The 22,805-nt window shown below is 45.1% G+C and carries 17 protein-coding genes; 10 read left to right on the forward strand and 7 right to left on the reverse strand.

The features are described from left to right. Positions 1–99: 99 nt before the first annotated feature. Together panP and OH458_RS01065 are read left to right on the forward strand one after the other, a co-directional pair. Positions 100–1,746 carry a pyridoxal-dependent aspartate 1-decarboxylase PanP gene (gene panP, locus OH458_RS01060; protein ID WP_269976994.1) on the forward strand — a complete coding sequence of 549 codons (1,647 nt, stop codon included), beginning with the start codon at positions 100–102 and terminating at the stop codon, positions 1,744–1,746. A 282-nt stretch (positions 1,747–2,028) separates the two neighbouring features. Continuing rightward, entirely contained in the window at positions 2,029–2,883 is an 855-nt protein-coding gene (locus tag OH458_RS01065) for a MurR/RpiR family transcriptional regulator (protein WP_005474070.1), read from the forward strand. A gap of 25 nt (positions 2,884–2,908) precedes the next feature. On the opposite strand, the gene OH458_RS01070 is transcribed toward OH458_RS01065, so the two are convergent. After that, positions 2,909–4,168, reverse strand: coding sequence for an iron-containing alcohol dehydrogenase (locus tag OH458_RS01070; protein ID WP_269976995.1), 1,260 nt, complete (start codon positions 4,166–4,168; stop codon positions 2,909–2,911). Positions 4,169–4,434: 266 nt separating this feature from the next. Here OH458_RS01070 and OH458_RS01075 point away from each other — a divergent pair, with 266 nt between their 5' ends. Both OH458_RS01075 and OH458_RS01080 read left to right on the forward strand, forming a co-directional pair. Further along, on the forward strand, positions 4,435–4,704 hold the full coding sequence (locus tag OH458_RS01075; protein ID WP_269976996.1) for a GrxA family glutaredoxin: 270 nt from the start codon (positions 4,435–4,437) through the stop codon (positions 4,702–4,704). Positions 4,705–4,896: 192 nt separating this feature from the next. Next, a complete protein-coding gene (locus OH458_RS01080) occupies positions 4,897–6,579 on the forward strand; it encodes an aspartate:alanine antiporter (RefSeq protein ID WP_038191153.1) in 1,683 nt (560 codons plus the stop codon). A gap of 50 nt (positions 6,580–6,629) precedes the next feature. Here OH458_RS01080 and OH458_RS01085 read toward each other — a convergent pair whose 3' ends face one another. The 5 genes from OH458_RS01085 to OH458_RS01105 form a co-directional block, all read right to left on the reverse strand. Then, positions 6,630–9,350, reverse strand: coding sequence for an ImpA family metalloprotease (locus tag OH458_RS01085; RefSeq protein WP_443088487.1), 2,721 nt, complete (start codon positions 9,348–9,350; stop codon positions 6,630–6,632). A gap of 142 nt (positions 9,351–9,492) precedes the next feature. Then, on the reverse strand, positions 9,493–10,170 hold the full coding sequence (locus OH458_RS01090) for an ABC transporter permease (RefSeq protein ID WP_038191156.1): 678 nt from the start codon (positions 10,168–10,170) through the stop codon (positions 9,493–9,495). Positions 10,171–10,173: 3 nt separating this feature from the next. Then, the gene (locus tag OH458_RS01095; protein WP_269976997.1) at positions 10,174–10,914 is read right to left on the reverse strand and encodes an ABC transporter permease; all 741 of its coding nucleotides are present in this window, start codon (positions 10,912–10,914) and stop codon (positions 10,174–10,176) included. Positions 10,915–10,997: 83 nt separating this feature from the next. Next, on the reverse strand, positions 10,998–11,768 hold the full coding sequence (locus OH458_RS01100; protein ID WP_269976998.1) for an ABC transporter substrate-binding protein: 771 nt from the start codon (positions 11,766–11,768) through the stop codon (positions 10,998–11,000). A 64-nt stretch (positions 11,769–11,832) separates the two neighbouring features. Then, complete coding sequence (locus tag OH458_RS01105; RefSeq protein ID WP_005475015.1) at positions 11,833–12,603, reverse strand: ABC transporter ATP-binding protein; 771 nt, start codon at positions 12,601–12,603, stop codon at positions 11,833–11,835. 665 nt (positions 12,604–13,268) lie between these two features. Here OH458_RS01105 and OH458_RS01110 point away from each other — a divergent pair. The 3 genes from OH458_RS01110 to OH458_RS01120 all read left to right on the forward strand — a co-directional run bounded on the left by OH458_RS01110 (position 13,269) and on the right by OH458_RS01120 (position 18,602). Continuing rightward, on the forward strand, positions 13,269–14,816 hold the full coding sequence (locus tag OH458_RS01110) for a DUF3360 family protein (protein WP_269976999.1): 1,548 nt from the start codon (positions 13,269–13,271) through the stop codon (positions 14,814–14,816). A 327-nt stretch (positions 14,817–15,143) separates the two neighbouring features. Next, a complete protein-coding gene (gene pflB, locus OH458_RS01115) occupies positions 15,144–17,420 on the forward strand; it encodes a formate C-acetyltransferase (protein WP_269977000.1) in 2,277 nt (758 codons plus the stop codon). Positions 17,421–17,606: 186 nt separating this feature from the next. Next, positions 17,607–18,602 carry a lipid A deacylase LpxR family protein gene (locus tag OH458_RS01120; RefSeq protein WP_443088492.1) on the forward strand — a complete coding sequence of 332 codons (996 nt, stop codon included), beginning with the start codon at positions 17,607–17,609 and terminating at the stop codon, positions 18,600–18,602. Here OH458_RS01120 and OH458_RS01125 read toward each other — a convergent pair. Then, positions 18,599–20,479, reverse strand: coding sequence for a methyl-accepting chemotaxis protein (locus OH458_RS01125; RefSeq protein WP_269977002.1), 1,881 nt, complete (start codon positions 20,477–20,479; stop codon positions 18,599–18,601). The genes OH458_RS01120 and OH458_RS01125 overlap by 4 nt on opposite strands. 226 nt (positions 20,480–20,705) lie before the next feature. Between OH458_RS01125 and pflA the strand changes: the two genes are divergently transcribed. From pflA to OH458_RS01140, 3 genes are all read left to right on the forward strand, one after another. Continuing rightward, positions 20,706–21,446, forward strand: coding sequence for a pyruvate formate lyase 1-activating protein (pflA, locus tag OH458_RS01130; RefSeq protein WP_038134217.1), 741 nt, complete (start codon positions 20,706–20,708; stop codon positions 21,444–21,446). A 68-nt stretch (positions 21,447–21,514) separates the two neighbouring features. Next, positions 21,515–22,180, forward strand: a complete 666-nt coding sequence (locus tag OH458_RS01135; protein ID WP_269977003.1) for an energy-coupling factor ABC transporter permease — start codon at positions 21,515–21,517, stop codon at positions 22,178–22,180. A 124-nt stretch (positions 22,181–22,304) separates the two neighbouring features. Then, positions 22,305–22,805: a YfbU family protein gene (locus tag OH458_RS01140; RefSeq protein WP_005474938.1), complete on the forward strand. Its 501-nt coding sequence runs from the start codon at positions 22,305–22,307 to the stop codon at positions 22,803–22,805.

A 22,805-nucleotide genomic window follows, 5' to 3' on the forward strand; every position in this document is an offset into this window, starting at 1 on the left:
ACTTAAAACTAAGATTAGCGAATTTAAAACGGGACTTTGTGCCCGTTTTCGTTTAGATTGTCCCGCTTGCAAGAAAAAAGATTAGAGCAATGTAGCTGTATGGTATCTGAACATAAAACGGCTGATGTGAGCTTCGAAAGTTTACTTCGAATTTTCACAGTACCTGAAGGGCCAGACTCAACGCTAACCCAAATTGACGAAGAGCTATCACGCAACTTAAATAAGTTTTTGCGTGAGCATATCGTTGCTGAAGAAAAACCGCTTTGGGAAATTGAGAAAGATTTCTCTAATGCGACGATTCCTGAGCAACCGGAGTTCGTTTCGGACCATACACAACACCTGCTCGACACACTCGTCTCTCACTCCGTCCATACTTCGGCACCAAGCTTCATTGGTCATATGACATCCGCATTACCCTATTTTCTAATGCCCTTGTCTAAAATCATGATCGCACTTAACCAAAACTTGGTGAAAATTGAGACATCAAAAGCGTTTACTCCGCTAGAGCGTCAAGTTCTTGGGATGCTTCATCGCCTTATCTATCACCGCGAAGACTCTTTCTACAGCCAGTGGATGCACAGCGCAAATCATTCCCTTGGCGCTTTTTGCTCGGGTGGTACTATCGCCAACATCACCGCGCTTTGGGTCGCTCGCAATAATGCACTGCGAGCACAAGGTGAATTCAAAGGTGTAGAAAAAGAAGGCTTATTCAAAGCGATGAAGCATTACGGCTATGAAGGATTAGCGGTATTGGTTTCAGAGCGCGGCCACTATTCATTGAAAAAAGCCGCAGATGTTTTAGGCATCGGCCAAGAAGGGTTGGTTGCTGTCAAAACCGACAACAACAACCGTATTGACCCTGTTGCCTTGCAAGAGAAAATCGCCGAGTTAAAGCAAAGCAACATCAAACCATTCGCTGTAATTGGTGTAGCTGGCACGACGGAAACAGGCAATATCGATCCTTTGCGTGATATCGCCAATATTTGTTCACAAGAAGACTGCCATTTCCACGTCGACGCCGCTTGGGGTGGCGCGACTTTGATGTCAAACAACTACCGTCAACTGCTCGATGGGGTAGAACTGGCTGACTCAGTGACTATTGATGCGCATAAGCAGCTCTACATCCCAATGGGTGCGGGAATGGTGCTGTTTAAAAACCCTGACGCCATGAAGTCTATTGAACACCACGCTCAATATATTCTGCGTAAGGGGTCGAAAGACCTTGGTAGCCACACACTGGAAGGATCACGTTCCGGTATGGCGATGCTGGTTTACGCAGCCATGCACATTATCAGCCGTCCTGGGTATGAATTGTTGATCGATCAGAGTATCGAGAAAGCCAAGTATTTTGCTTCATTGATCAAACAGCAGCATGACTTTGAACTCGTTTCTGAACCAGAACTGTGTTTACTCACCTATCGCTACATTCCAACTCATGTGCGTGATGCGCTAGAAAAAGCAGACTCCACCCAAAAAGCAGAACTAAATGATCTTCTCAACGAGTTGACGAAATACATTCAAAAGCGTCAACGTGAAACGGGTAAGTCCTTCGTATCAAGGACTCGTTTAAATCCTAGTCAGTGGGAGCGTTTGAATACCATCGTATTCCGAGTGGTGTTAGCCAACCCGTTAACCAGCCGAGACATTCTTAGCTCTGTTTTGGTCGAGCAACGTGAGATCGCAAAAACAGCACCGAATTTAATGGCTAGAATCGAATCAGTCGTCGATTCAATCAGCAACAAGTGAAAGTTTCTTTCTAAGATCTTGTAATTCGAGCAACAATACTGGCCAAATAAGCAATGAAATGTGCGGGTTAGATTTCATTTGTGTAGTTTTGACAAAATTTAGTTTGAGGCTTGTCATATTATCACCACTTCGAGCCGATAATTGTTACTGTAAACCTATGGCTTAGGTTTATACTGGCCCTATGGCGCTAGATAGTGAGTACCTATTAGGGAACAGTTTGTTTCCTCTCGAATATTTCGATTGGTATGTCTAGCGAGTTGTTCTCTTACCCTCGTGAACACTATGAACACATTAGAAAAAATTCAGAAAAACCTAGAGAATTTCAGTAAGTCAGAACGCAAAGTAGCGGAAGTTATTATGGCGTCCCCACAAACTGCGATTCACTCTAGTATTGCTACGCTGGCAAAGATGGCTGATGTCAGTGAGCCAACGGTTAACCGCTTCTGTCGACGCTTGGATACCAAAGGTTTTCCAGACTTTAAACTGCATTTAGCCCAAAGTTTGGCGAACGGTACGCCTTATGTAAATCGTAACGTCGAAGAAGACGATGGACCAGACGCCTACACGCACAAGATTTTTGAATCTACTATGGCGTGTCTGGATGTTGCGAAAAACAGCCTTGATTCGATGCAAATCAATCGCGCTGTAGATCTGCTAACCCAAGCGAAACGAATTTCGTTTTTCGGTTTGGGTGCATCTTCTGCAGTGGCGAAAGACGCGCAAAACAAGTTTATTCGCTTCAATATTCCAATTACTTGTTTTGAAGACATCGTGATGCAACGCATGAGTTGTATTAACTGTACTGACAATGATGTGGTTGTGTTGATTTCTCATACGGGTCGAACCAAAAGTTTGGTTGAGATTGCCAACCTTGCTCGCGAAAATGGTGCAACGGTGATTGCGATTACCGCGAAAGATTCACCACTTGACAAAGCAAGTTCATTGTCGATTTCTCTTGATGTCCCAGAAGACACAGACGTGTACATGCCAATGGCAAGTCGAGTTGTTCAGATGACCGTGATTGACGTTCTTGCAACAGGCTTTACATTGCGTAGAGGCACAGGCTTTAGAGAGAACCTTAAGCGTGTTAAAGACGCATTAAAAGATTCTCGTTACGACAAGCTATCTCAGTTTTAAAAAGGAGCCTTAGGCTCCTTTTTTATTACTCTTGTTGTAAGTTTGACGTTTTGTTTGGCTCCACGTAACCACTACTGTGGATCAGTTCAGTTTTCGACAGCTCACCAACCGGTTGAGCTTGCTCACAATCCCCCCGACACTCACACACTTGCTCAAGAATGTAAGTAAGTCTCTCTTTCGTCAGTGGTATTGGGTTTCCACGAATCGCCACGGATTTAAGCGCATCTTCCGCGACGGTTTCAAACGACGTTGTGCACACCCCAAACTGACTCAGTTGCGGCAAGTTTAGCTTAGCGAGCGCCCAACTTACCCAAGTGATCGCTTCTTCTCGACTTGCGTCTTCTTTTCCAGTTAACAGCTTCGCCATATGCGTATAGCGGCTCAACAAATCGTTTCTTCCCTGCTGTTGCGCTACCTTGATGTTCTCAGCCATAACGTGAGGAGCGAGTCTAGCCGTAATAACGCTGTGCGGTGCTTCCAACTTCCCCCCTAGTGCAGACGCAAGTCCGTGAGCCGCACCTAATTTCGCATTGGTAATGGCCATGCCTCCTAGCATCGCAGCAAAAGACAAATCAGAACGGGCTCGAAAGTCATCATCAATACAACCAGCAAGCAACGAGCGGCTTAACCGTCGTAGACCCTCTTCGCAAATCATGTCCGTCAATGGATTAGGATCGCCACACACGTATGCTTCCATTAAATGAGTAAAGGTATCCATCGCCCCTCTACCCGAAGTATAGAGATCGGTGCCATAGGTTAAGGTAGGGTCAACAATCGCAACGTCAGCGAGCATATCTGGGCTACGAAGGCTGACTTTCACTTGATCCTGTCCTGAGCGCAGCACAGCATTTTTAGTCACTTCCGATCCCGTACTTGCGGTCGTTGGAACGGCGATAAAGGGTATAGGTTTTGATTTTAGAGGGACATTTCGCCCTACCACCTCGACATAGTCATACACATCCCCTTGATTGGGTATCACAGCAGCGAGCGCTTTACCCATATCAAGTACGCTACCACCACCTATCGCCACCACCATATCTGGCTTGAACTTACGTCCGACTAACGCCGTTTCTTCAACCATGGTGATGTTGGGTTCACCAGATATTGCTACGTGCTGATAACGCATGTTTTGTGATTTTAGATAATTGATAAGTACTGAGGCACGGTCAGTCGTTTTTCCGGAAACCAATAAAACGCTATACCCAAACTGGTTGAGTACAGACAGAGAGGATTGAAGCGCCCCTTCACCAAAAATGATTCTTGTGGAGGTCATAAACTGAAACATAAACAGGACTCCCCTTAAGCAAGCCTAAACTCTTTCTAGCATGCCTTTGTCTAGGTGAAATAAAATTGAACTGGTGCAACTTGTACAAAATAACCTTGTTAATAATAGTGTTTTATCGACCAAATTCGCTTTTTATACCGCTACCTCACTAGTACCGATCAAATTTTCGTCAATAGGTTTCATCTATCGAAACAACAGGTAATTGCTTCTTTATTTCCGACTCTGGATCGGGCATAGTTGCTTTAACAAAAAATAGGAGAAAGAATATGTTCGTAGTTATCTTTGGTCGCCCAGCTTGCCCATTCTGTGTTCGTGCGAAAGAGCACGCTGAAACGCTGAAAGCAAAACGCGATGACTTCAACTACCGCTATGTAGACATTCATGCGGAAGGCATCTCGAAAGCTGACCTAGAGAAGACAGTAGGCAAACCGGTTGAGACTGTACCTCAAATCTTTATCGACCAAGACCACATCGGTGGTTGTGATGACTTCGAAGCATACGCAAAAGAGCACCTAGGTTTATTCGACGACGAGTAATCCACTGTTTCAAGAAAGCCGCTTAACGCGGCTTTTTTAATGCCTATAGTTCGCTCCGCTTGACCGATATTTGGCATTCGTTCTTGTTATGTAAACTCAGAGTAAAATATAAAAAATTTCACTATCCATTTCACAGCATTGAGATACAATTCACATACTTAACTTACCCCGGCAAAATACAAGACCTGCCCAGTGAACATCGACGTCGTACAATTGCTCGAGCAAAACCCTATCCTCCTCATTTTTGTGGTTCTCGCCATCGGTCTCGCGATTGGCAAAATTCGTTTCGGAAACCTTCAACTTGGTAATTCAATCGGCGTATTGGTTACCGCGTTGGTCATGGGACACCTTGGCTTCACCTTCAACGCTGACGCATTAACCATTGGTTTCATGCTGTTTATTTACTGTGTTGGTATAGAAGCTGGGCCAAACTTCTTTGGTATTTTCTTCCGCGATGGTAAACACTATTTCATATTGAGTATGGTGGTGTTGTCGACAGCTGTGTGCATCACTTACTTTGGCAGTCATTACCTCGGCTTAGGGTTCGGATTATCAGCCGGTATGATGGCAGGCGCACTCACCTCAACTCCTGTTTTAGTTGGCGCACAGGATGCATTAACTTCTGGCCTAGCAACGGTTCCACGCAACATGGACTTCTCGTTGGTGCTTGAGAATCTTTCTGTGGGTTACGCGATGGCTTACTTGATTGGTCTGATCAGCATGATCATGTTTGCAAAGCTGTTACCCAAGTTGCAAAAACAAAACTTATCGGATTCCGCCCAGCAAATTGCTCAGGAACGTGGTCTTGGTAGCACCGGGCAAAGAAAGGTCTACTTACCGATCATCCGCGCCTACCGAGTCGGCCAGGAGCTGATCGATTGGATTGATGGCAAAAACCTTCGAGAGCTGGGGATTTATCGTCAAACCGGTTGTTATATTGAACGAATCCGTCGTAATGGGATTCTCGCCCACCCTGATGGTGACGCCATTCTGCAAGAAGGTGACGAAATAGCATTAGTCGGCTTCCCTGATAGCCACGCTCGCCTTGACCCAAGCTTTAGAAACGGCAAAGAAGTATTTGATCGTAACCTGCTCGATCTACGCATCGTCGAAGAAGAAATCGTCGTCAAAAGTGATGCGATTGCAGGAAAGCGTCTTTCTGACCTCAACCTGTCTGAATACGGCTGTTTCTTGAACCGTGTAGTTCGCGCTCAAATTGAAATGCCGATGGACTTGGACATTGTTCTAGCCAAAGGTGATGTACTGCAAGTCAGTGGCGAGAAAAGTCGCGTCCATGGTCTTGCAGAGAAAATCGGTTTCATCTCAATTCATAGCCAAATGGCGGATCTGCTCGCTTTTTGTAGCTTTTTTATTCTTGGCATCATGTTCGGCTTGATCACAATGACCTTCGGGCATGTGTCATTTGGCTTGGGTAATGCGGTTGGTCTTTTACTCTCTGGCATAACCCTAGGTTTTTTACGTGCGAATCACCCTACGTTCGGCTATGTCCCTCAGGGGGCGCTCAACATGGTCAAAGACTTAGGTTTAATGATATTCATGGTCGGCATTGGCTTAAGTGCCGGTGGAAAAATGTTTGAGCATCTCTCACAAGTGGGGGTTCAGGTCATCGGGTTAGCATTTTTGGTCAGCGTACTGCCTGTTGTTTGTGCTTACTTAGTTGGCGCATACTTACTTAAGATGAACCGAGCCTTGTTGTTTGGTGCCATCATTGGTGCGCGCACTTGCGCTCCGGCGATGGACATTGTGAATGACTATGCGAAGTCGACGATTCCAGCCTTAGGCTATGCTGGCACATATGCTATCGCCAATATCTTGATGACGTTGGCAGGTACTATTTTGATTATATTGAGTTGACCCTAGACAACGTAAAAGAGGAGGCCTAGCCTCCTCTTTTTGTTTACAGCTTATAGCGGCCAAACGGTTGTCCCATCAACAGGAATCTCTGTCTTCGCGAACTCATCTCGGCAATAGCCCGTCCCACTTGTTGCAAAGTAGCTCAGAGGCATCGACTGTAGGCTCTTCGCGATCACTCCTTGCTTCGCTTTGTCCGAGAAGCTGAATCCCCACATATCCAAGTACTGGCGCATATCGCGGCTAGTTATCGTACTAAATGCAATTAGCAGCCAATCGTTATTGCTGATTGCATTTGCTTCATCACGACTGTAACTCGCAAAGCCGATATTGGCTCGGTTTGTCAACCAGAGTTCATCATCACTTTTTAGGCGATTGAACTCTCGTTCCAAGATATGCAACCGACCAAGCAAATGCCAACCATTGTTAACCACACCTTGGTTCTCTGCTTGCATCATAATTTGGATAAAAACTCGTGCGCCCCAACTCCAGCCAGTCTGATTTTGTGCCGCCATAAAAGCGTTAGGGTCTGGGTTCAAACGACTTTGTTGCAACAACTGGTATTGACCAGCAAAATCCAAATTCTGGCAGGTTGATTCCCTACCCGTCTCAGCGAGGTAGCGTGACTTACTGTAGTAGGAGTAATAATTAGTGGTCGAGTGTCCTTCCCAGCCAGCAAATCTGAAACGTCCCTTTTCTAATCCATGACCCAGTTCGTGCAAATCTCCATGCCCCAATGGGTGGAAAGACCAATACGCATCATATGGATTTCCAGAGCAGCCATAACCACACGTCGCTTGGTCCGCATTCATGTGTTTCACGATATCAATCGTTTCGATCTGCCAACCTTTGGTTTCAGCGTATTGATGGATATCGGCAATCTTATCAATTCCCGGTCCTTGAAATCCCGCCAGTGCATGGGGCAAGTTATGCACGTAGCGCTCGGTTGCTAGTGCCATATCGGCAGGTTGAGCCCAGTCCTCCGCGCCGATTGATTCCATCATTTTGTCTGTTTTTGAATGTACTTCGAAACCCGGGGTTATCAACTCCGCCCAGTCAAATTGCCCTGCATTCAGTTGAGTCACAAAACTCTCGTTATCTGCACTACTTCGCCAAACGGGATGACGGGCCACGCCTTGGAATGTCAGCTCCACAGGTTGATTATTGGTATCAAAGTGTACTTGAACAGGACCACCGTAGGACGACGTTAAGCGAATCGTTTCACCCGGTTGTACAGTGTAGGCATGTGACGTTAGCAATTTAGGTCTAGAGTAACCATTTTTGGAAAACTCATGCGTGGCGCCGCTTCGCAATGTGTTGACGACAATTTTTGTTGTCACCGGAGAGCGATCATTTCGGGTAACAGTGAATGTTTCTCCAGGCAAAGCATAAACACCCGCAGCGCGAAAGTTCCGTTTTGACTCCAGATTTACGGTATGGGTAACGCGCTCGACTTGATCATCGAATTCGCTGCGGCTGAAGTTACCCATGTCTGGTTGCGCGGGGTTAATGTCGCGACTATTGTACTGAACGTAGTCAGCAAAGTAGGAACGCAGAAAATTGATACGCTCTGTGGTGCTTTTATCCATTGGGAACTGTACGTCTTGGCGGTAATGGTCTGCCAATAGCACAATGGATTTTTCATACTCATAGCCTTTTGAGTCGAACAAACGAATCCCCTGCTCATCCAACAAACCTAGCTGATTTCGAATACTTTGCGCCGCGGAGTAAAACTCCGGCGCCATGTTCGCCTCATCGGGACAGGATTTGTCGTCACATAGGGTTAAATCAACCGTGAATGAGTCATCCTCCAAACGCTTGAGCAGTGCTTGCTGCAACTCAATGTGTTCAGGAACCGTATTCAGCAGTTCGTTACCATTCCAATCGGAAACGCCTAGCTTTCGCCAGTAGTTATCGCCAACGTAGTTGACGCGAAATTCACGAAACAGCGATTGTCCTAATGCGGTCATTCCGCCATCCCAATGTAGGTACAAGATGGGGATGTTAAGTTGCTTAGCTCTCGCCACAGCCTGCTCTACCAAATCAAGCTCGTCTGCTTGCTCAAGATGCTGAGAGAGAATCAGTAAATTAGGTTTGGCTTCAACACAAGCCAGCAGCGATGCACCGTCACAAGTGTTTGCGTCGTTATATTTGAGCCTGTTTCTGTAACGAGCATCTAGCCACTCTCGCGTTGCTGTCTCGTCTGGAAAGTAGTATGACTGATCCATTTGCGCTATGACCACGTTGGTCTCGCCTGCGAATGGAGCCCCATTTAGCCAAACCAGTAAGTTATCCATCCATTGTGCCATTTGTGCATTGACCGAAGATGGAAAGCGCTTTGACGTACGAAATGGATTACTTGCTAAAACGGCATATCGACTGGGTTCAACGCCAGCGACACCAATCGATAGCGTCTGATCCGTGTAGCCATCTTGCATCGCTTTGTTGGTCATTAAGATGGTATCGTTGAAACCATAGGTTGGAGACAAAATCGCCGCGTCATGAGTCGGATCCCAGAATAGGCCGCTTGTCTCACCATTAATGGACTTTTTAACCTGATCAAATACCTTTTTATGACTTGCAACCCATGTTCGGTTGTACGAGATAAACGCGTTCGCGTCTTTCACGGCGAGTGCATTTCCGGAGATGAGTGCTCTTTCTACTTCGGTTAACGTCTCTTTTGCGGGCGAATCACTACCCCCTCCGCCACCGCAACCCATTAGAAAGAAAGATAAGGTAAAGGCTAAACCTGTGTATGTCTGTTTTTTACTCATGTTCTTGATTATTGTTATGTCAATCTCGCGAGTGTAAGTGAGCAAAGAGGCAAAGTAATCTGGTGGTGAAAAGCGAATTTGAAAGTTTGAAGCGTGATAACAAAACGAAAATAACAACGGCACCAAAAGGTGCCGTTTTTGATTAGCTCAGAGGTCTTAGGTAAGCCAAGAAGCGCTTCTCGGCATGTTTGAAACACCAAAGAATGATAAAGGTAAGCGCCATATAGAATAATCCGGCCGTCAAGAAAGACTCAAACGGCGCGTAGTAACGCGAATTCACCAATCTAGCAGCACCCGTTAAGTCAACGATAGTCACGATGCCTGCAACTGCGCTTCCGTGAAGCATGAAGATCACTTCATTACTGTAAGCTGGCAACGCTCGTCTCAACGCACTTGGCAAAATAATTCTTCGGTAAGTCATAAAATGACTCATGCCATAAGCTTTCGCGGCTTCCACTTCACCTTTTGGTAAACCGTTGATGGCGCCACGGATTATCTCTGCTGTGTAAGCGGAGGTATTGAGTACAAATGCGACCAAAGCACAGAACCAAGCATTCTCCCACAGCGTGTCTTTAACTGGGAAAAACTGATCCATTCCGTAGTAGATCAAATAGAGTTGAATCAGTAACGGGGTACCACGGAAGAAGTAAATAAACGCCCAACTTGGTCCTGAAATAAAATAGTTCTGGCTATTGCGAGCAACACCAAGTGGTATCGCAACAACTAAACCGATAACCAGTGCAAGGCAAACCAGCCATACAGTCGTCCACAAACCTTCCAAGTAGACAGGTAAACTTTCGACGATTAATGAAAAGTCCATAATCTACCTCGCATGAATGCTAAATTTGCGCTCAACCACCTTAAGAAGGCCCGTTGAGATGCTGGTGAATAGAAGGAAAATCATCGCGACCGCCATATAAAATGTAAATGGCATTTTTGTTGAGCCTGCCGCTAAAGCACTCACGCGAACCATATCTTCTAAACCGATGATGGAGACCAGAGCGGTGGTCTTGAGCAGTACCAGCCAGTTGTTCCCAAAGCCAGGCAAAGCATGACGAATCATCTGTGGTAAAAGAATTCGACGAAATGACATGATTGGACTCATACCATAAGCTTTACCCGCTTCAAGTTCGCCTTTATCAACCGCCATGATCGCACCACGGAAGGTTTCCGCCATGTATGCACCGAAGATAAAACCGATCGTCAAAACTCCCGCAATGAAAGGGCTGACATCAATATAATCCGGTAAGTAAGATGTCCACTCATGATTTGGATCGCTAGAAGCAAACCACTCGTTAAGCGACTCATTGATGGAATACAGACTGTTGTTAAGTAAGATTTGTCCACCGAAGAAAATCAGCATCATGAGGACTAAATCGGGAATGCCGCGAATCACTGTTGTGTAAATAGTGGCTATGGCTCTCGCCCAACGGTAAGGTGCCATTTTTGCAAGCGCACCAAGCATGCCCAATACAACAGCGAGCAATAATGAAAGTAGTGCCACTTCTATGGTCACTATGGCCCCTTTGAATATTGAGGCTTCGTATCCTTGTAGATCTAGCATAGGTGAGTTCCTGATCCCTAGACTCAAATATAACTTGGCCGCTGATTACCTCTAGGAACCTATCAGCGGCCTTATTATCGAGCTTACTTACCGTAAACGTCGTAGTTGAAGTATTTTGCTGCGATTTCTTGGTAGACACCTTTCTCGCGTAGAGAAAGAATCGCTGCATCAAGCTTCTTAGTTAGGTCTTTGTCTTGCTTGCGAACCGCAATACCAAAACCGTCACCGAACCACTTAGGATCTGTTAGTGATGGACCAACAAACTCGTATGCTTCGCCACCCGCTTTATTCAACACACCTTCTTCCAGTGCAGAAGCATCACCTAATACCGCAGCAACACGACCGTTAGCTAGATCCAGGTACGCTTCATCAAAAGAGCCGTAACGCACGATTTCAACTTTGTCGCCATAGTTGTCAGTTAGGTATTTGTCGTGCGTTGTTGCACGTTGTACCGCAATTTTTTGGCCGTCTAAGTTGTCAAAATCAAGACCTGCGCCTTTCTTAGCGATGAACTTGTTAGGGATAAGCGCGTATTTGCCAGTGAAGTCCACTTTCTTCTTACGCTCTTCTGTAATAGACATTGCCGCAATGATTGCATCGTATTTACGAGCAAGTAATGAAGGGATAATGCCATCCCAGTCTTGCGCAACGATCTTACATTTGACTTGCATCTCGGTACAAAGCGCGTTGGCCATGTCAACGTCAAAGCCTTTCAGAGAGCCGTCTGCTTCTGTCCAGCTAAATGGAGGGTATGCGCCTTCAATGCCAAAGCGAACTGTTTTCCAATCTTTCGCTTGGGCAACGCCAGATACCGCTGTTGCTGCCAGTGTTGCTGCTAATAACCACTTTTTCATTTCCATACTCCTGTGATTTCTTATTTTAAATATTGCTTATGTTGTGTTTGCTGTGTCACTACAGCTAGTAGATAGAAGATACGAACTGCTTCAAGCGTTCAGAATCTGGATTTGTAAATAGCTTGTCGGGATGGCCCTGCTCTTCGACTAACCCTTGATGTAAGAACATCACGTGATTAGACACATCTCGAGCGAATGCCATTTCATGCGTAACCACTAACATGGTTCGGCCTTCCTCTGCCAAATCACGCATTACACCGAGAACCTCACCGACCAACTCTGGATCCAAAGCCGATGTAGGCTCATCAAATAACATAACTTCTGGGTCTACGGCTAACGCGCGGGCAATGGCAGCGCGCTGCTGCTGGCCTCCTGACAAGTGACCTGGGTAGTAATCTTTGCGCTCATAGAGGCCAACTTTTTTCAGTAAAAGTTCTGCGTTTTCGATCGCTTGAGCTTTTGGTACACCCAATACGTGCACAGGTGCTTCTATAACGTTTTCCAGAACGGTCAAATGTGACCAAAGATTAAAGCCTTGAAAAACCATAGCTAAGCGCGAACGGATACGCTGAACTTGTTTTTCGTTGGCAGGAATGGCTTCTCCTTGACGATTGTTTTTCATTTGGATTAGCTCACCGTTAACCCAAATTTCCCCAGCAGTTGGGGTCTCAAGAAGATTAATACATCTAAGAAAGGTACTTTTACCGGACCCTGAAGATCCGATGATAGAAATGACGTCCCCTTTGTGGGCTTCTAATGAGATACCCTTTAACACTTCATTTTGACCAAAGGTCTTGTGTAAATCTTTTATATCCAGCGCTGCTACTTCATTCATGCGCTCAACTCCCTGTTATTATTTTGCCCATCCTTCATCAGTGTGATGGGTAAATGTGGAGTGTTAACTCACATTTCGCTACAAACTAGCACTACGACTCGCAAGTTGCAACAAATTATTAACCTGCATTTTTAGGATATTAAGTTAGATCCTACGACTAATCATTCACTTTTTAGTTTAAAAGGCTTTATTTATCGCATAAATCAAACCAGGAGGCACAATTAATCACACACCCAGCAATTAACATTTTTATAAAAACAAGATCTAACGCAATCTTCAACATGAAATCGATATGAACCAGAAAGCACACTATAAAACTTGTCTTATAAACCTTACATTATGAAAATTAATTTCAGCTTGGGTTTGCACCATTTAAACCACAACCTATAAGTGTGTAGTTTTCTTTCACATTCTGTCATAAAGTGATCTAAATCAATCACTCTTAAGGGTTAGCACGTTAAACTCGCCTCAAAGATAAAAGCCTCAATAAGCGAATTTTTGTCTTTTCTATTGTCTAAGCTTAAGCACGAAGGGTTTGCGCTACAAAACAATAGAACAAGGACTTTTATGCAGGAAGCTGTGCGAGTTTTTATAGGAACGCCTGAAAACAATAATTAAGGGCGACTCTTCCAAGAATCATTAACTTTTTTAAATATGAGGAATCTATGTCAGACGCAGTCAATAAACCGCACTCTGATTCGGATATCGAAAACAAGAGCTACCGAGAGCTGCACCGTCCAGCTTCAGAGTTTGAAAGCCGTAGCGACTATCTAGATCACGAACTTCAGATCATGAAGCCACGCCGCTTTGGTTTGAACCTACCTGGTCGCGATTTCCGTTTCGAATTAGAAGATTTGGTACCAGCGCTTGCAGGTACTATCGGTATTATCGCGATGTACTCTGCGGTAATGATGTCTTGGGCAGAGGGTCTTACAGCAGCATGGGATCACGTAAACCTTGGTAAAGATTTCGCCATTGAGGTTGCTCGTGTAGAAATGCTAATCCCTGCGTTACTATTCTGCGTACTCGCATCAGGCTTCATTAACCCGAAAGCGAACCTCGCCGGTAACCACGGCCCAATGATCCCTCTTATCGGCACCATCGCTTTAGCAGGTGCACACCCTCTTGCATTGGCAATCCTTATCGGTGTATTTGGTCTGCTTTTAAGCTTCCTTAAAGGTGGCTCTAAGCTGGTAAACCTCACCTCTCAGGGGACCGCAGGCGGTTTGCTTATCTTCCTTGGTTTAACCGGAACCATGAGCCAAATCAACTCGATCCAAGCTTGGGCGGTTGGTCTACAGTCTGAGACAGTAGCAGCTGGCAGCATGGGCTATGTTGGTCTTATCGTACTGGCAGTGACTATCGCACTGTACGCATTCCTTGCGAAAGTAAACAAGCGTTGGTTAGCTATCCCAGTCTGTGCTTTCACAGGTTTGGTCATTGCACTCGTTCTAGGTGCAGGTTTCGATATCAAGTTCGTTACTGAAACGGGTCTTCCTAACCTAAACCCTGTTTACTGGTGGGGCAGCACAGAAGAAGGTTGGATGCTAGGTCTTCCTAATATGGAGCACTTCATCGCATCACTACCGTTTGCAATCCTTGCAGTGGCGATGTGGTCTCCTGATTTCTTAGGTCACCGTATCTTCCAAGAACTGAACTACCCTAAGAAAACTGAAAAAGTACTGATGGATGTTGATGACACGATGACAATGTGTTCTATCCGTCAAATGGTAGGTACAGCGGTTGGTGGTGGTAACATCACATCATCTTGGGGTACTTACATGATCCCTGCAGCAATCGCTAAGCGTCCTATCCCTGGTGGTGCAATCCTTCTAGGTCTGCTAGTAATGATCATCGCAATCCTTGGTTTCCCAATGGACATCGCGGTATGGCCACCAGTAATGCGTGTTGCTCTTCTTGTAGGTGTATCTCTACCTCTACTTGAAGCGGGTATGCAAATGGTAAAAGATTCGAAAGATTCTCAAGCAGCAGGTATCTGTATCTTTGGTTCAGCAGTTGTTAACCCAGTTCTTGCTTGGGCGCTGACAATGCTGCTAGACAACAACGGTCTAATTGGTGACAAAGAGCGTGCAGCACGCCTGTCGTTTGTCGACAAAATCGTTATCCCAGTTGGCGTTCTGATTATCTGTTTAGTTGCTATGCTTGCAGTTGGTATGCTAGAAGGGCAATATGGAATCCCAGCATTCCTATAAAAACACAATAGACGTTGAGAGCCTGTTTGGGCTCTCAACTTTTTTTTAGTTTCAATAAATATTTTAAAATTTTTTTTAGCTAGAAGGCGTTTTATTGATTTAGTTTAAGGTTTGCAAAAAAATTTTAGTTTACCCTTAAAGCCAAGTTGATAAGACAGCATGTAAAAACTAGTGACAATATTTATAGCTTTATGTTCTTTCGATAAACGTATTTAAAGGCTATACATATTGTTATTCATAAGAGTGTACCGTCCCATTATATGGAATCTGACTCGCTCAACGGATCAGATAGGTACGTGTTTTTTCTACTAAAAAGGTAGGTATGTCATGGCAGAGCAATTTGCTAAAGCTTGGGAAGGTTTTGCTGAAGGTGATTGGCAAAATGAAGTAAACGTTCGTGATTTCATTCAGAAGAACTACGCACCGTATGAAGGCGACGAATCTTTCCTAGTTTCTGAAGGTACTGAAGCAACTAACAAGCTTTGGGCTAAGGTAATGGAAGGTATCAAAATTGAGAACTCAACTCACGCACCTGTTGACTTCGATACTGACGTTATCTCTACCATCACTGCTCACGATGCAGGCTACATCGAAAAAGATCTAGAGACTATCGTTGGTCTTCAAACTGATGCTCCTCTTAAGCGCGCTATCATCCCTAATGGTGGTATCCGCATGGTTGAAGGTTCTTGTAAAGTTTACGGCCGTGAACTGGATCCTAAAATCAAAGAAATCTACACAGATTACCGTAAAACACACAACGCGGGTGTTTTCGATATCTACACTCCTGATATCCTAAAATGTCGTAAATCTGGTGTTCTAACTGGTCTTCCAGATGCTTACGGTCGTGGCCGTATCATCGGTGACTACCGTCGTGTTGCACTATATGGTATTGACTTCCTGATCAAAGACAAGCTAGCTCAGTTCGCTTCTCTACAAGAGAAATTTGAGAACGGCGAAGATCTTCAAATGACTATGCAGCTTCGCGAAGAGATCGCAGAGCAACACCGCGCTCTTGGCCAAATGAAAGTTATGGCTGAGAAATACGGTTGCGATATCTCTCGCCCAGCAGAAACTGCACAAGAAGCTATTCAGTGGACTTACTTCGGTTACCTAGCTGCTGTTAAATCTCAAAACGGCGCTGCTATGTCTCTAGGTCGTACTTCTACGTTCCTAGATATCTTCATCGAGCGTGATATCGCTGCAGGTAAGATCACTGAAGTAGAAGCTCAGGAAATGATTGACCACTTCGTAATGAAACTACGCATGGTTCGTTTCCTACGTACTCCTGAGTACGATGACCTATTCTCTGGCGACCCAATCTGGGCAACAGAATCTATGGGTGGTATGGGTCTTGACGGCCGTACGCTAGTTACTCGTACGAACTTCCGTTTCCTAAACTCTCTATACACAATGGGTCCTTCTCCAGAGCCAAACATCACTGTACTTTGGTCTGAGCAACTACCTGACGGCTTCAAGAAGTTCTGTGCGAAAGTATCTATCGATACGTCTTCTATCCAGTACGAAAATGATGACCTAATGCGCCCAGACATGGAGTCAGACGACTACGCAATCGCATGTTGTGTATCTCCAATGGTTGTTGGTAAGCAAATGCAGTTCTTCGGCGCTCGTGCGAACCTTGCGAAGACTATGCTTTACGCAATCAACGGTGGTGTTGATGAGAAGCTGAAGATGCAAGTTGGTCCAGCTATGCCTAAGATCACTTCAGAAGTACTAGACTTCGACGAAGTGTGGAGCAACCTAGACCACTTCATGGACTGGTTAGCTAAGCAGTACGTTGCTGCACTAAACAGCATCCACTTCATGCACGACAAGTACAGCTACGAGTCTGCACTAATGGCGCTACACGACCGTGACGTTTACCGTACTATGGCTTGTGGTATTGCTGGTCTATCTATCGCTGCTGACTCACTATCTGCAATCAAGCACGCGAAAGTTAAACCAATCCGTGACGAAGATGGCGTAGCGATCGACTTCGAAATTGAAGGCGACTACCCTAAATTTGGTAACAACGATGCTCGCGTAGATGACATCGCTTGTGAACTTGTTGAAGTGTTCATGAACAAGATCCGTAAGCTTAAGACTTACCGTGATGCTGTTCCTACTCAGTCTATCCTTACTATCACATCTAACGTTGTATACGGTAAGAAGACAGGTAACACGCCAGATGGTCGTCGTGCAGGCGCTCCATTCGCTCCAGGTGCAAACCCAATGCACGGCCGTGATGAGAAAGGTGCGGTAGCATCTCTAACATCTGTAGGTAAACTGCCGTTTGCTCACGCTAAAGATGGTATCTCTTACACCTTCTCTATCGTACCTAACGCACTAGGTAAAGAAGAAGATTCACAGCGCGCTAACCTTGCTGGTCTAATGGATGGTTACTTCCACCACGAAGCTGGTATCGAAGGCGGTCAGCACCTGAACGTTAACGTACTTAACCGTGACACTCTAGAAGACGCAGTTAAGCACCCTGAGAAATACCCTCAGCTAACAATCCGCGTATCTGGTTACGCTGTACGCTTCAACTCTCTAACTGCAGAGCAACAAGCTGACGTAATCGCACGTACTTTCACTGAGTCTCTATAATCTCAGTTGAATGAATCGAAAGCCCCGCTTTAAAAGCGGGGCTTTTTTTGTACCCTAAACACCCCCCAATGTATCCCCTATCGTCAAATTTTCCCCGGCATAATAATTGCTTATATCAGTGATAGATCTAAATTTACTTTTCGCTTAGCTTTCACACTTTGTATGCCGCGGTTAACAATAATGATGATTAAAAAAACCTGCTTAGTTCCATTGCTCTTACTCTCTTTGAATGCTCAAGCATCAGAGCGTTCAACTTTTACATTTGCATTAGACAATGATGGGCTGTTTGGTGTGGATCAAGACTACACCAATGGTCTTTTTCTCACTTACACCTCTAGCGCGATAAACCCTCACTGGCTTCTCAGTCCATTGAGTTTATCGATTTGGGGGGCAGCGTCTCTCGATAAAATTGAGTTCACGCTCGGCCACAAAATGTATACACCTAGCGACATTTCAGCCGATTATCCTTTGGAAAATGAGCGTCCATACGCGGGTTACTTACACACTGAATTCAACTACATCAGCCTCCACCCACAACAAGCACAACGCTTCAATTTGACAATTGGTACAACGGGCGAGAGCTCTCTTGCTGATAGAGCTCAAAGTATCGTACACGGTCTCACAGGGTCAAAAGAGCCAAACGGCTGGGACTATCAGATAGAAGATGCTCGAGTCGGTAGCGTTGGGTATCTGTCTCACTTTAATGTCATGAGAGCGCGCTCTATTGCCAATACGGATTTTGAAATCTCGAACGTTTCGGAAGGTAACTTCGGTAGTTTCCGTTCTGATGTCTCGACTGGCTTTATGTTCCGGTGGGGGACGGATCTTGCCGGTAGCATGGGGGCGGCAAACATCGACAACGAATACACATTCAGACCGGGAATGTTAGGTGGCTCAAAAGGAGGGTGGTTCTTGTTTGCAGGTATCGAGGGACGATATAGGTTCAATGATTTCACCGTCGAAGGCTATCGTCCTGCCATTGAAGAGGATCCTTCAATCTCCGATCCGAGCATTTATGATGTTACACTCGAAAACTGGCAAGCGACGGCTGTGGCAGGCATTGCATGGTATGGAAGCGGCTTTGGAGCAACTTTGAGCAGTGCGGCGAAAACCCCAGATTACCGAGAGGCGTCCGACTCTTTATACGGAAATGGCAGCCTCTCATTGTATGCGTTTTTCTAAATATTGAATCGCTGGCAGTCTGTGTTTAGGCTGCTCGCGCTTCCTTCAACTTGTGCACTAATTGCCTTGAGTTGTTCGTTGTTTTCTTCAAGATCTTTCATTGCACCCGATATTTGAGTCATGTTATCAGCCATTGATTGACTCGTTGTTGCCAGCTCTTTGATGGAACGGAATATGACTTCTGTTTGATGGGACGCTTCATCCGCTTTGTCTGTAATAGTTTTTAGCGCATCCATCGCTTCTTGCCCGCGCTCTCGCCCGGTCGCCATGGACGACTCCGATTGGCCAATATATTGAATGACCTCCGCGCTTTCTTTCTTCATGGTGTCGATTGTCTCAGAAATCTCAGAGACCGCGTCTACGGTTCTGACCGCAAGACTTCGCACTTCATCAGCAACGACAGCAAAACCACGCCCTTGCTCACCAGCACGTGCGGCTTCAATCGCAGCATTCAGAGCCAGCAAGTTTGTTTGCTCAGCAATGCCATTGATGATTTCCATTACCGAGTCGACTTTCGCAGACGCATCTTCCAATTGCTGAATGTGTCCAGCAGCGGAGGTCAAAATGGTAGCCACTTCATCGAGAGAGCCGATAGCCGCACCAATGACTTTGGCGCCATCTTCTGCTGAACGAGTTGATGAGCGGCTGATTTCTGCAACAAACTCTAATGAATTCGAAACTTCTTGCGTCGTCACACTCACTTCTTCTGTCGCCGACGCCAACAACTCCGTTTGGCCCAACACCTCGCTTTGATGATGAGCCAGCTTGTCCAACCCCTGATTAAGTTCCGCCGCGTTACCTGATAACTCTTGACTGCTTCGCTGCACCCCCTGAACTAAACCACCGAGATTTTCACAGCTCTCGTTGATGCTCTGTGCCAGTTGATTAAACTCATCGTTCTTATTTTTCGTTAGAGACATGCGTTGAGAGAGATCACCTGCGGATACACCGCTTAGCACTTCTCTTGTTTTGTTCAACGAACGTGATAGTGATGAGCTCTGCATGACAAATATGGTAATGGTCAACACAGCCAACACTGTACACGCGACCAAAATTGACCAAAGGGTCTGATTGGACGCTTTAGTAGCAGACGTTTGATATTGTTCAGATAAAGAAGCAAGCTCAAGAGTAATCGCCCCTATGATCTTGGTGAGTTGTGCTTTTGACACCAACAACTGTTGCTCAACGCTGCCTAGCTGTTGTGAGAGTTCACTGACTCTAACGAACGTCGATTTATACTGCTCTATTTCTTTTTCGTATAGCTCCAACATCGCATAAACATTCGACATGCTTTCAAAGCCAGCCATTGCACGATTAAACAGTTTTAGATTTTGCTCATTTGGCTGAAGTAGATAGTTTTGCTGAGATTTCACCATCGCCTGAAAATCTGAATTGAGGGTCACCATACCTGTTTCTTCGATTTTCTTTTCGATCGTTGTAGCAAGTTGTTTGAGTTCGCCTAGTTTCCCTTCATCGATGGTAAAACCTAGCTCCGACTTTAGCTTTAACCACGGATTGGCCGCAGACTCAAACTGAGCCACATTTTGGGTAAGCGTGTCAGCCTGAGAGGCAAATCCGACACGGTTTAAAAACTCCGCGTCTTCCTGTACAGAAGTAACTATAGCTGAAATGTCTTGTTTGGCTTGACTGACACTTGCCCCCGACAAATTGTCTAGGTTGCTGCTCAGTGTAAGAATCTTACTTTGTGTTTGATAAATAGAGAGTGAACCCGAAGCAATATCGGCACTAGAGTGATACTGATCGCTCATTTGCGTTAGCCTGGATGACGAGTACCCTGCTAACGCAATAAATCCAATCGTCAGTATAACCAAAAAGACAATCACTTTTTGTTTCTGTGAAAGCGCAAGCATATCCATAAATAATCCTTAAACATCAGTGGGATGTAAAATACTTGCCTAGCCAATATTATTTATTTTTTGTTATTAATATCATTATTTGCAACATTTTTATAACATACATTTTAGCCTAAGTACGTTTTTTTTTCTTATTCGGTAAAATGTTGTTTGAAACTCCCCCTTTCCCTATTTAAACCACACTTTTTGTAATAAAATGACACGCAAATAACCTATTAGAGATGAGCTCATGTCAACAACTGGTCGTATTCATTCTTTTGAGTCCTGTGGCACCGTCGACGGACCTGGAATCCGTTTCATTGTCTTTATGCAAGGCTGTCTGATGCGCTGTATGTACTGCCACAACCGTGACACTTGGGACACTCATGGCGGCAAGGAAGTGACCGTTGACGAAATCATCAACGAAGCAAAAAGCTATCGTCATTTTATGAACGCTTCGGGCGGCGGTGTGACCTGCTCTGGTGGTGAAGCCATGCTGCAACCAGAGTTTGTTCGAGACTTTTTCCGTGCAGCACAAGCAGAGGGTATACACACTTGCCTAGACACCAATGGCTATATTCGCAAACACACCGATGTGATTGATGAAGTCCTCGAAGCAACGGATTTAGTCATGCTTGATCTCAAGCATATGAAAGATGAAATCCATCATGATTTTATCGGTGTGTCGAACAAGCGTACGTTGGATTTCGCTCGTTACCTGCATAAGCTGGGGCAAAAAACCTGGATCCGTTATGTTGTGGTACCTGGCTACACAGATGATGAAGAAGCCGCTCACATGCTCGGTGAATTCATCAAAGATATGGACAATATCGAAAAAATTGAGTTACTTCCCTACCACAAGCTTGGTGCTCATAAATGGGAGGCGCTCGGTCATGACTATCCGCTAGAAGGCATTAACCCACCTTCCAAAGAGACCATGGACAAGATTGTTTCAATCCTTGAACAGTATCACTCAAATGTAAAATATTGATACCAAGTACTCACATTTTCGTAAAAAATACCAACCTAACCTAGGTTGGTTTTTTTATAGGAGTTTGAGTGCTACTTCACCAATTGTTTGCTTTTCTTGCGATTCTGGCGCTAGGTCCATTTATTTGGTCTGACGTGAAGAATGTGTTTTGGCCAAAGTTTCTTCACGACCGTACTTTTCAGCATCTTACTTTCGCCATGGTTGCCGCGCTCACTCTACTTTGGTCGGCACAAGCAGGCGTCAAAGAAGGGCTATCAATCCACTTTTTAGCCCTGACAACGCTTACCTTAATGTATGGTTGGAAAAATGCGTGCGTGCTCTCTATCGTCGCGACTTCTGCGCTTACCTTCACGACGGATCTAACTTGGTACCAAGTCCCTGAATATCTTATATTGTCATGCTTTTTTCCTATCGCTATCAGCCAACTGGTGTTTCGCTTTAGCTATTGCTATTTACCACGCAATATTTTCGTATTTATCTTCGTTGCAGGCTTCTTCAATGGCGCTGTAACTGGCTCACTTCACCTGCTCGCCAGCGGTATCTACATATGGCTGCTAGGAAGTCACGATTGGACAACCATCGTAGACAACTATCTGGTGTTTATCCCGCTACTCGCCTTTCCTGAAGGCTTGCTCAACGGAATGGCGCTAACCATGTTTGTCGTATTCAAACCTGAGTGGCTGCGCGTTTTTTCCGATCGCGATTACATCTATAACCACTACCACAAAAAATGAGTCATTTTTCGCGGATTCTTTGTACTTTTCATATTAAATATGTGTTGAGATCATGTTTCAGCAATCCACGAACAGATAACCTAAGCACATTAAAAATGTATTAGATTATTTTAGTGAGGCCACCATGGAAATGACTAACGCTCAACGTTTGATCCTTTCGAACCAATACTACCTTATGTCTCAAATGGACCCAGCAAACGCAGCTAAATATCAGCGTTTGCAGACCATTGTTGAGCGCGGGTATGAGCTTCAAATGAGCGAGTTAAACAAAGATTTTGGCTGCTTAAGTGAAGCCGAATGTCGTGAAATCATCGACACAATGGAGATGTATCACGCAATGCAAGAATCAAACAAAATGTTAGATGAAGAAGAGCGCAAAGATGTAGACCAGCGCCGCCTAACTTTCCTAGGTTACGACATTGCGAGTGAGTCTCAACTAGTAAACTACGTGCGCTTCTTAACCGACTCTGAAGGTCTTTACCCACAGTTTGACAAAGGTGACCATCACTTCAACGCGCAAATGCCAATGCAAGAGAAGTATCGCCGTATGCTTACAACGTGGCGTAATTGCCCTCGTCAATACCATTTGTGCGCAAACGAGTTAAAGCAAATTTTTAACGCTTAA

The organism is Vibrio sp. MarTm2, from assembly GCF_027587055.1.
GTDB lineage: Bacteria > Pseudomonadota > Gammaproteobacteria > Enterobacterales > Vibrionaceae > Vibrio > Vibrio sinaloensis_D.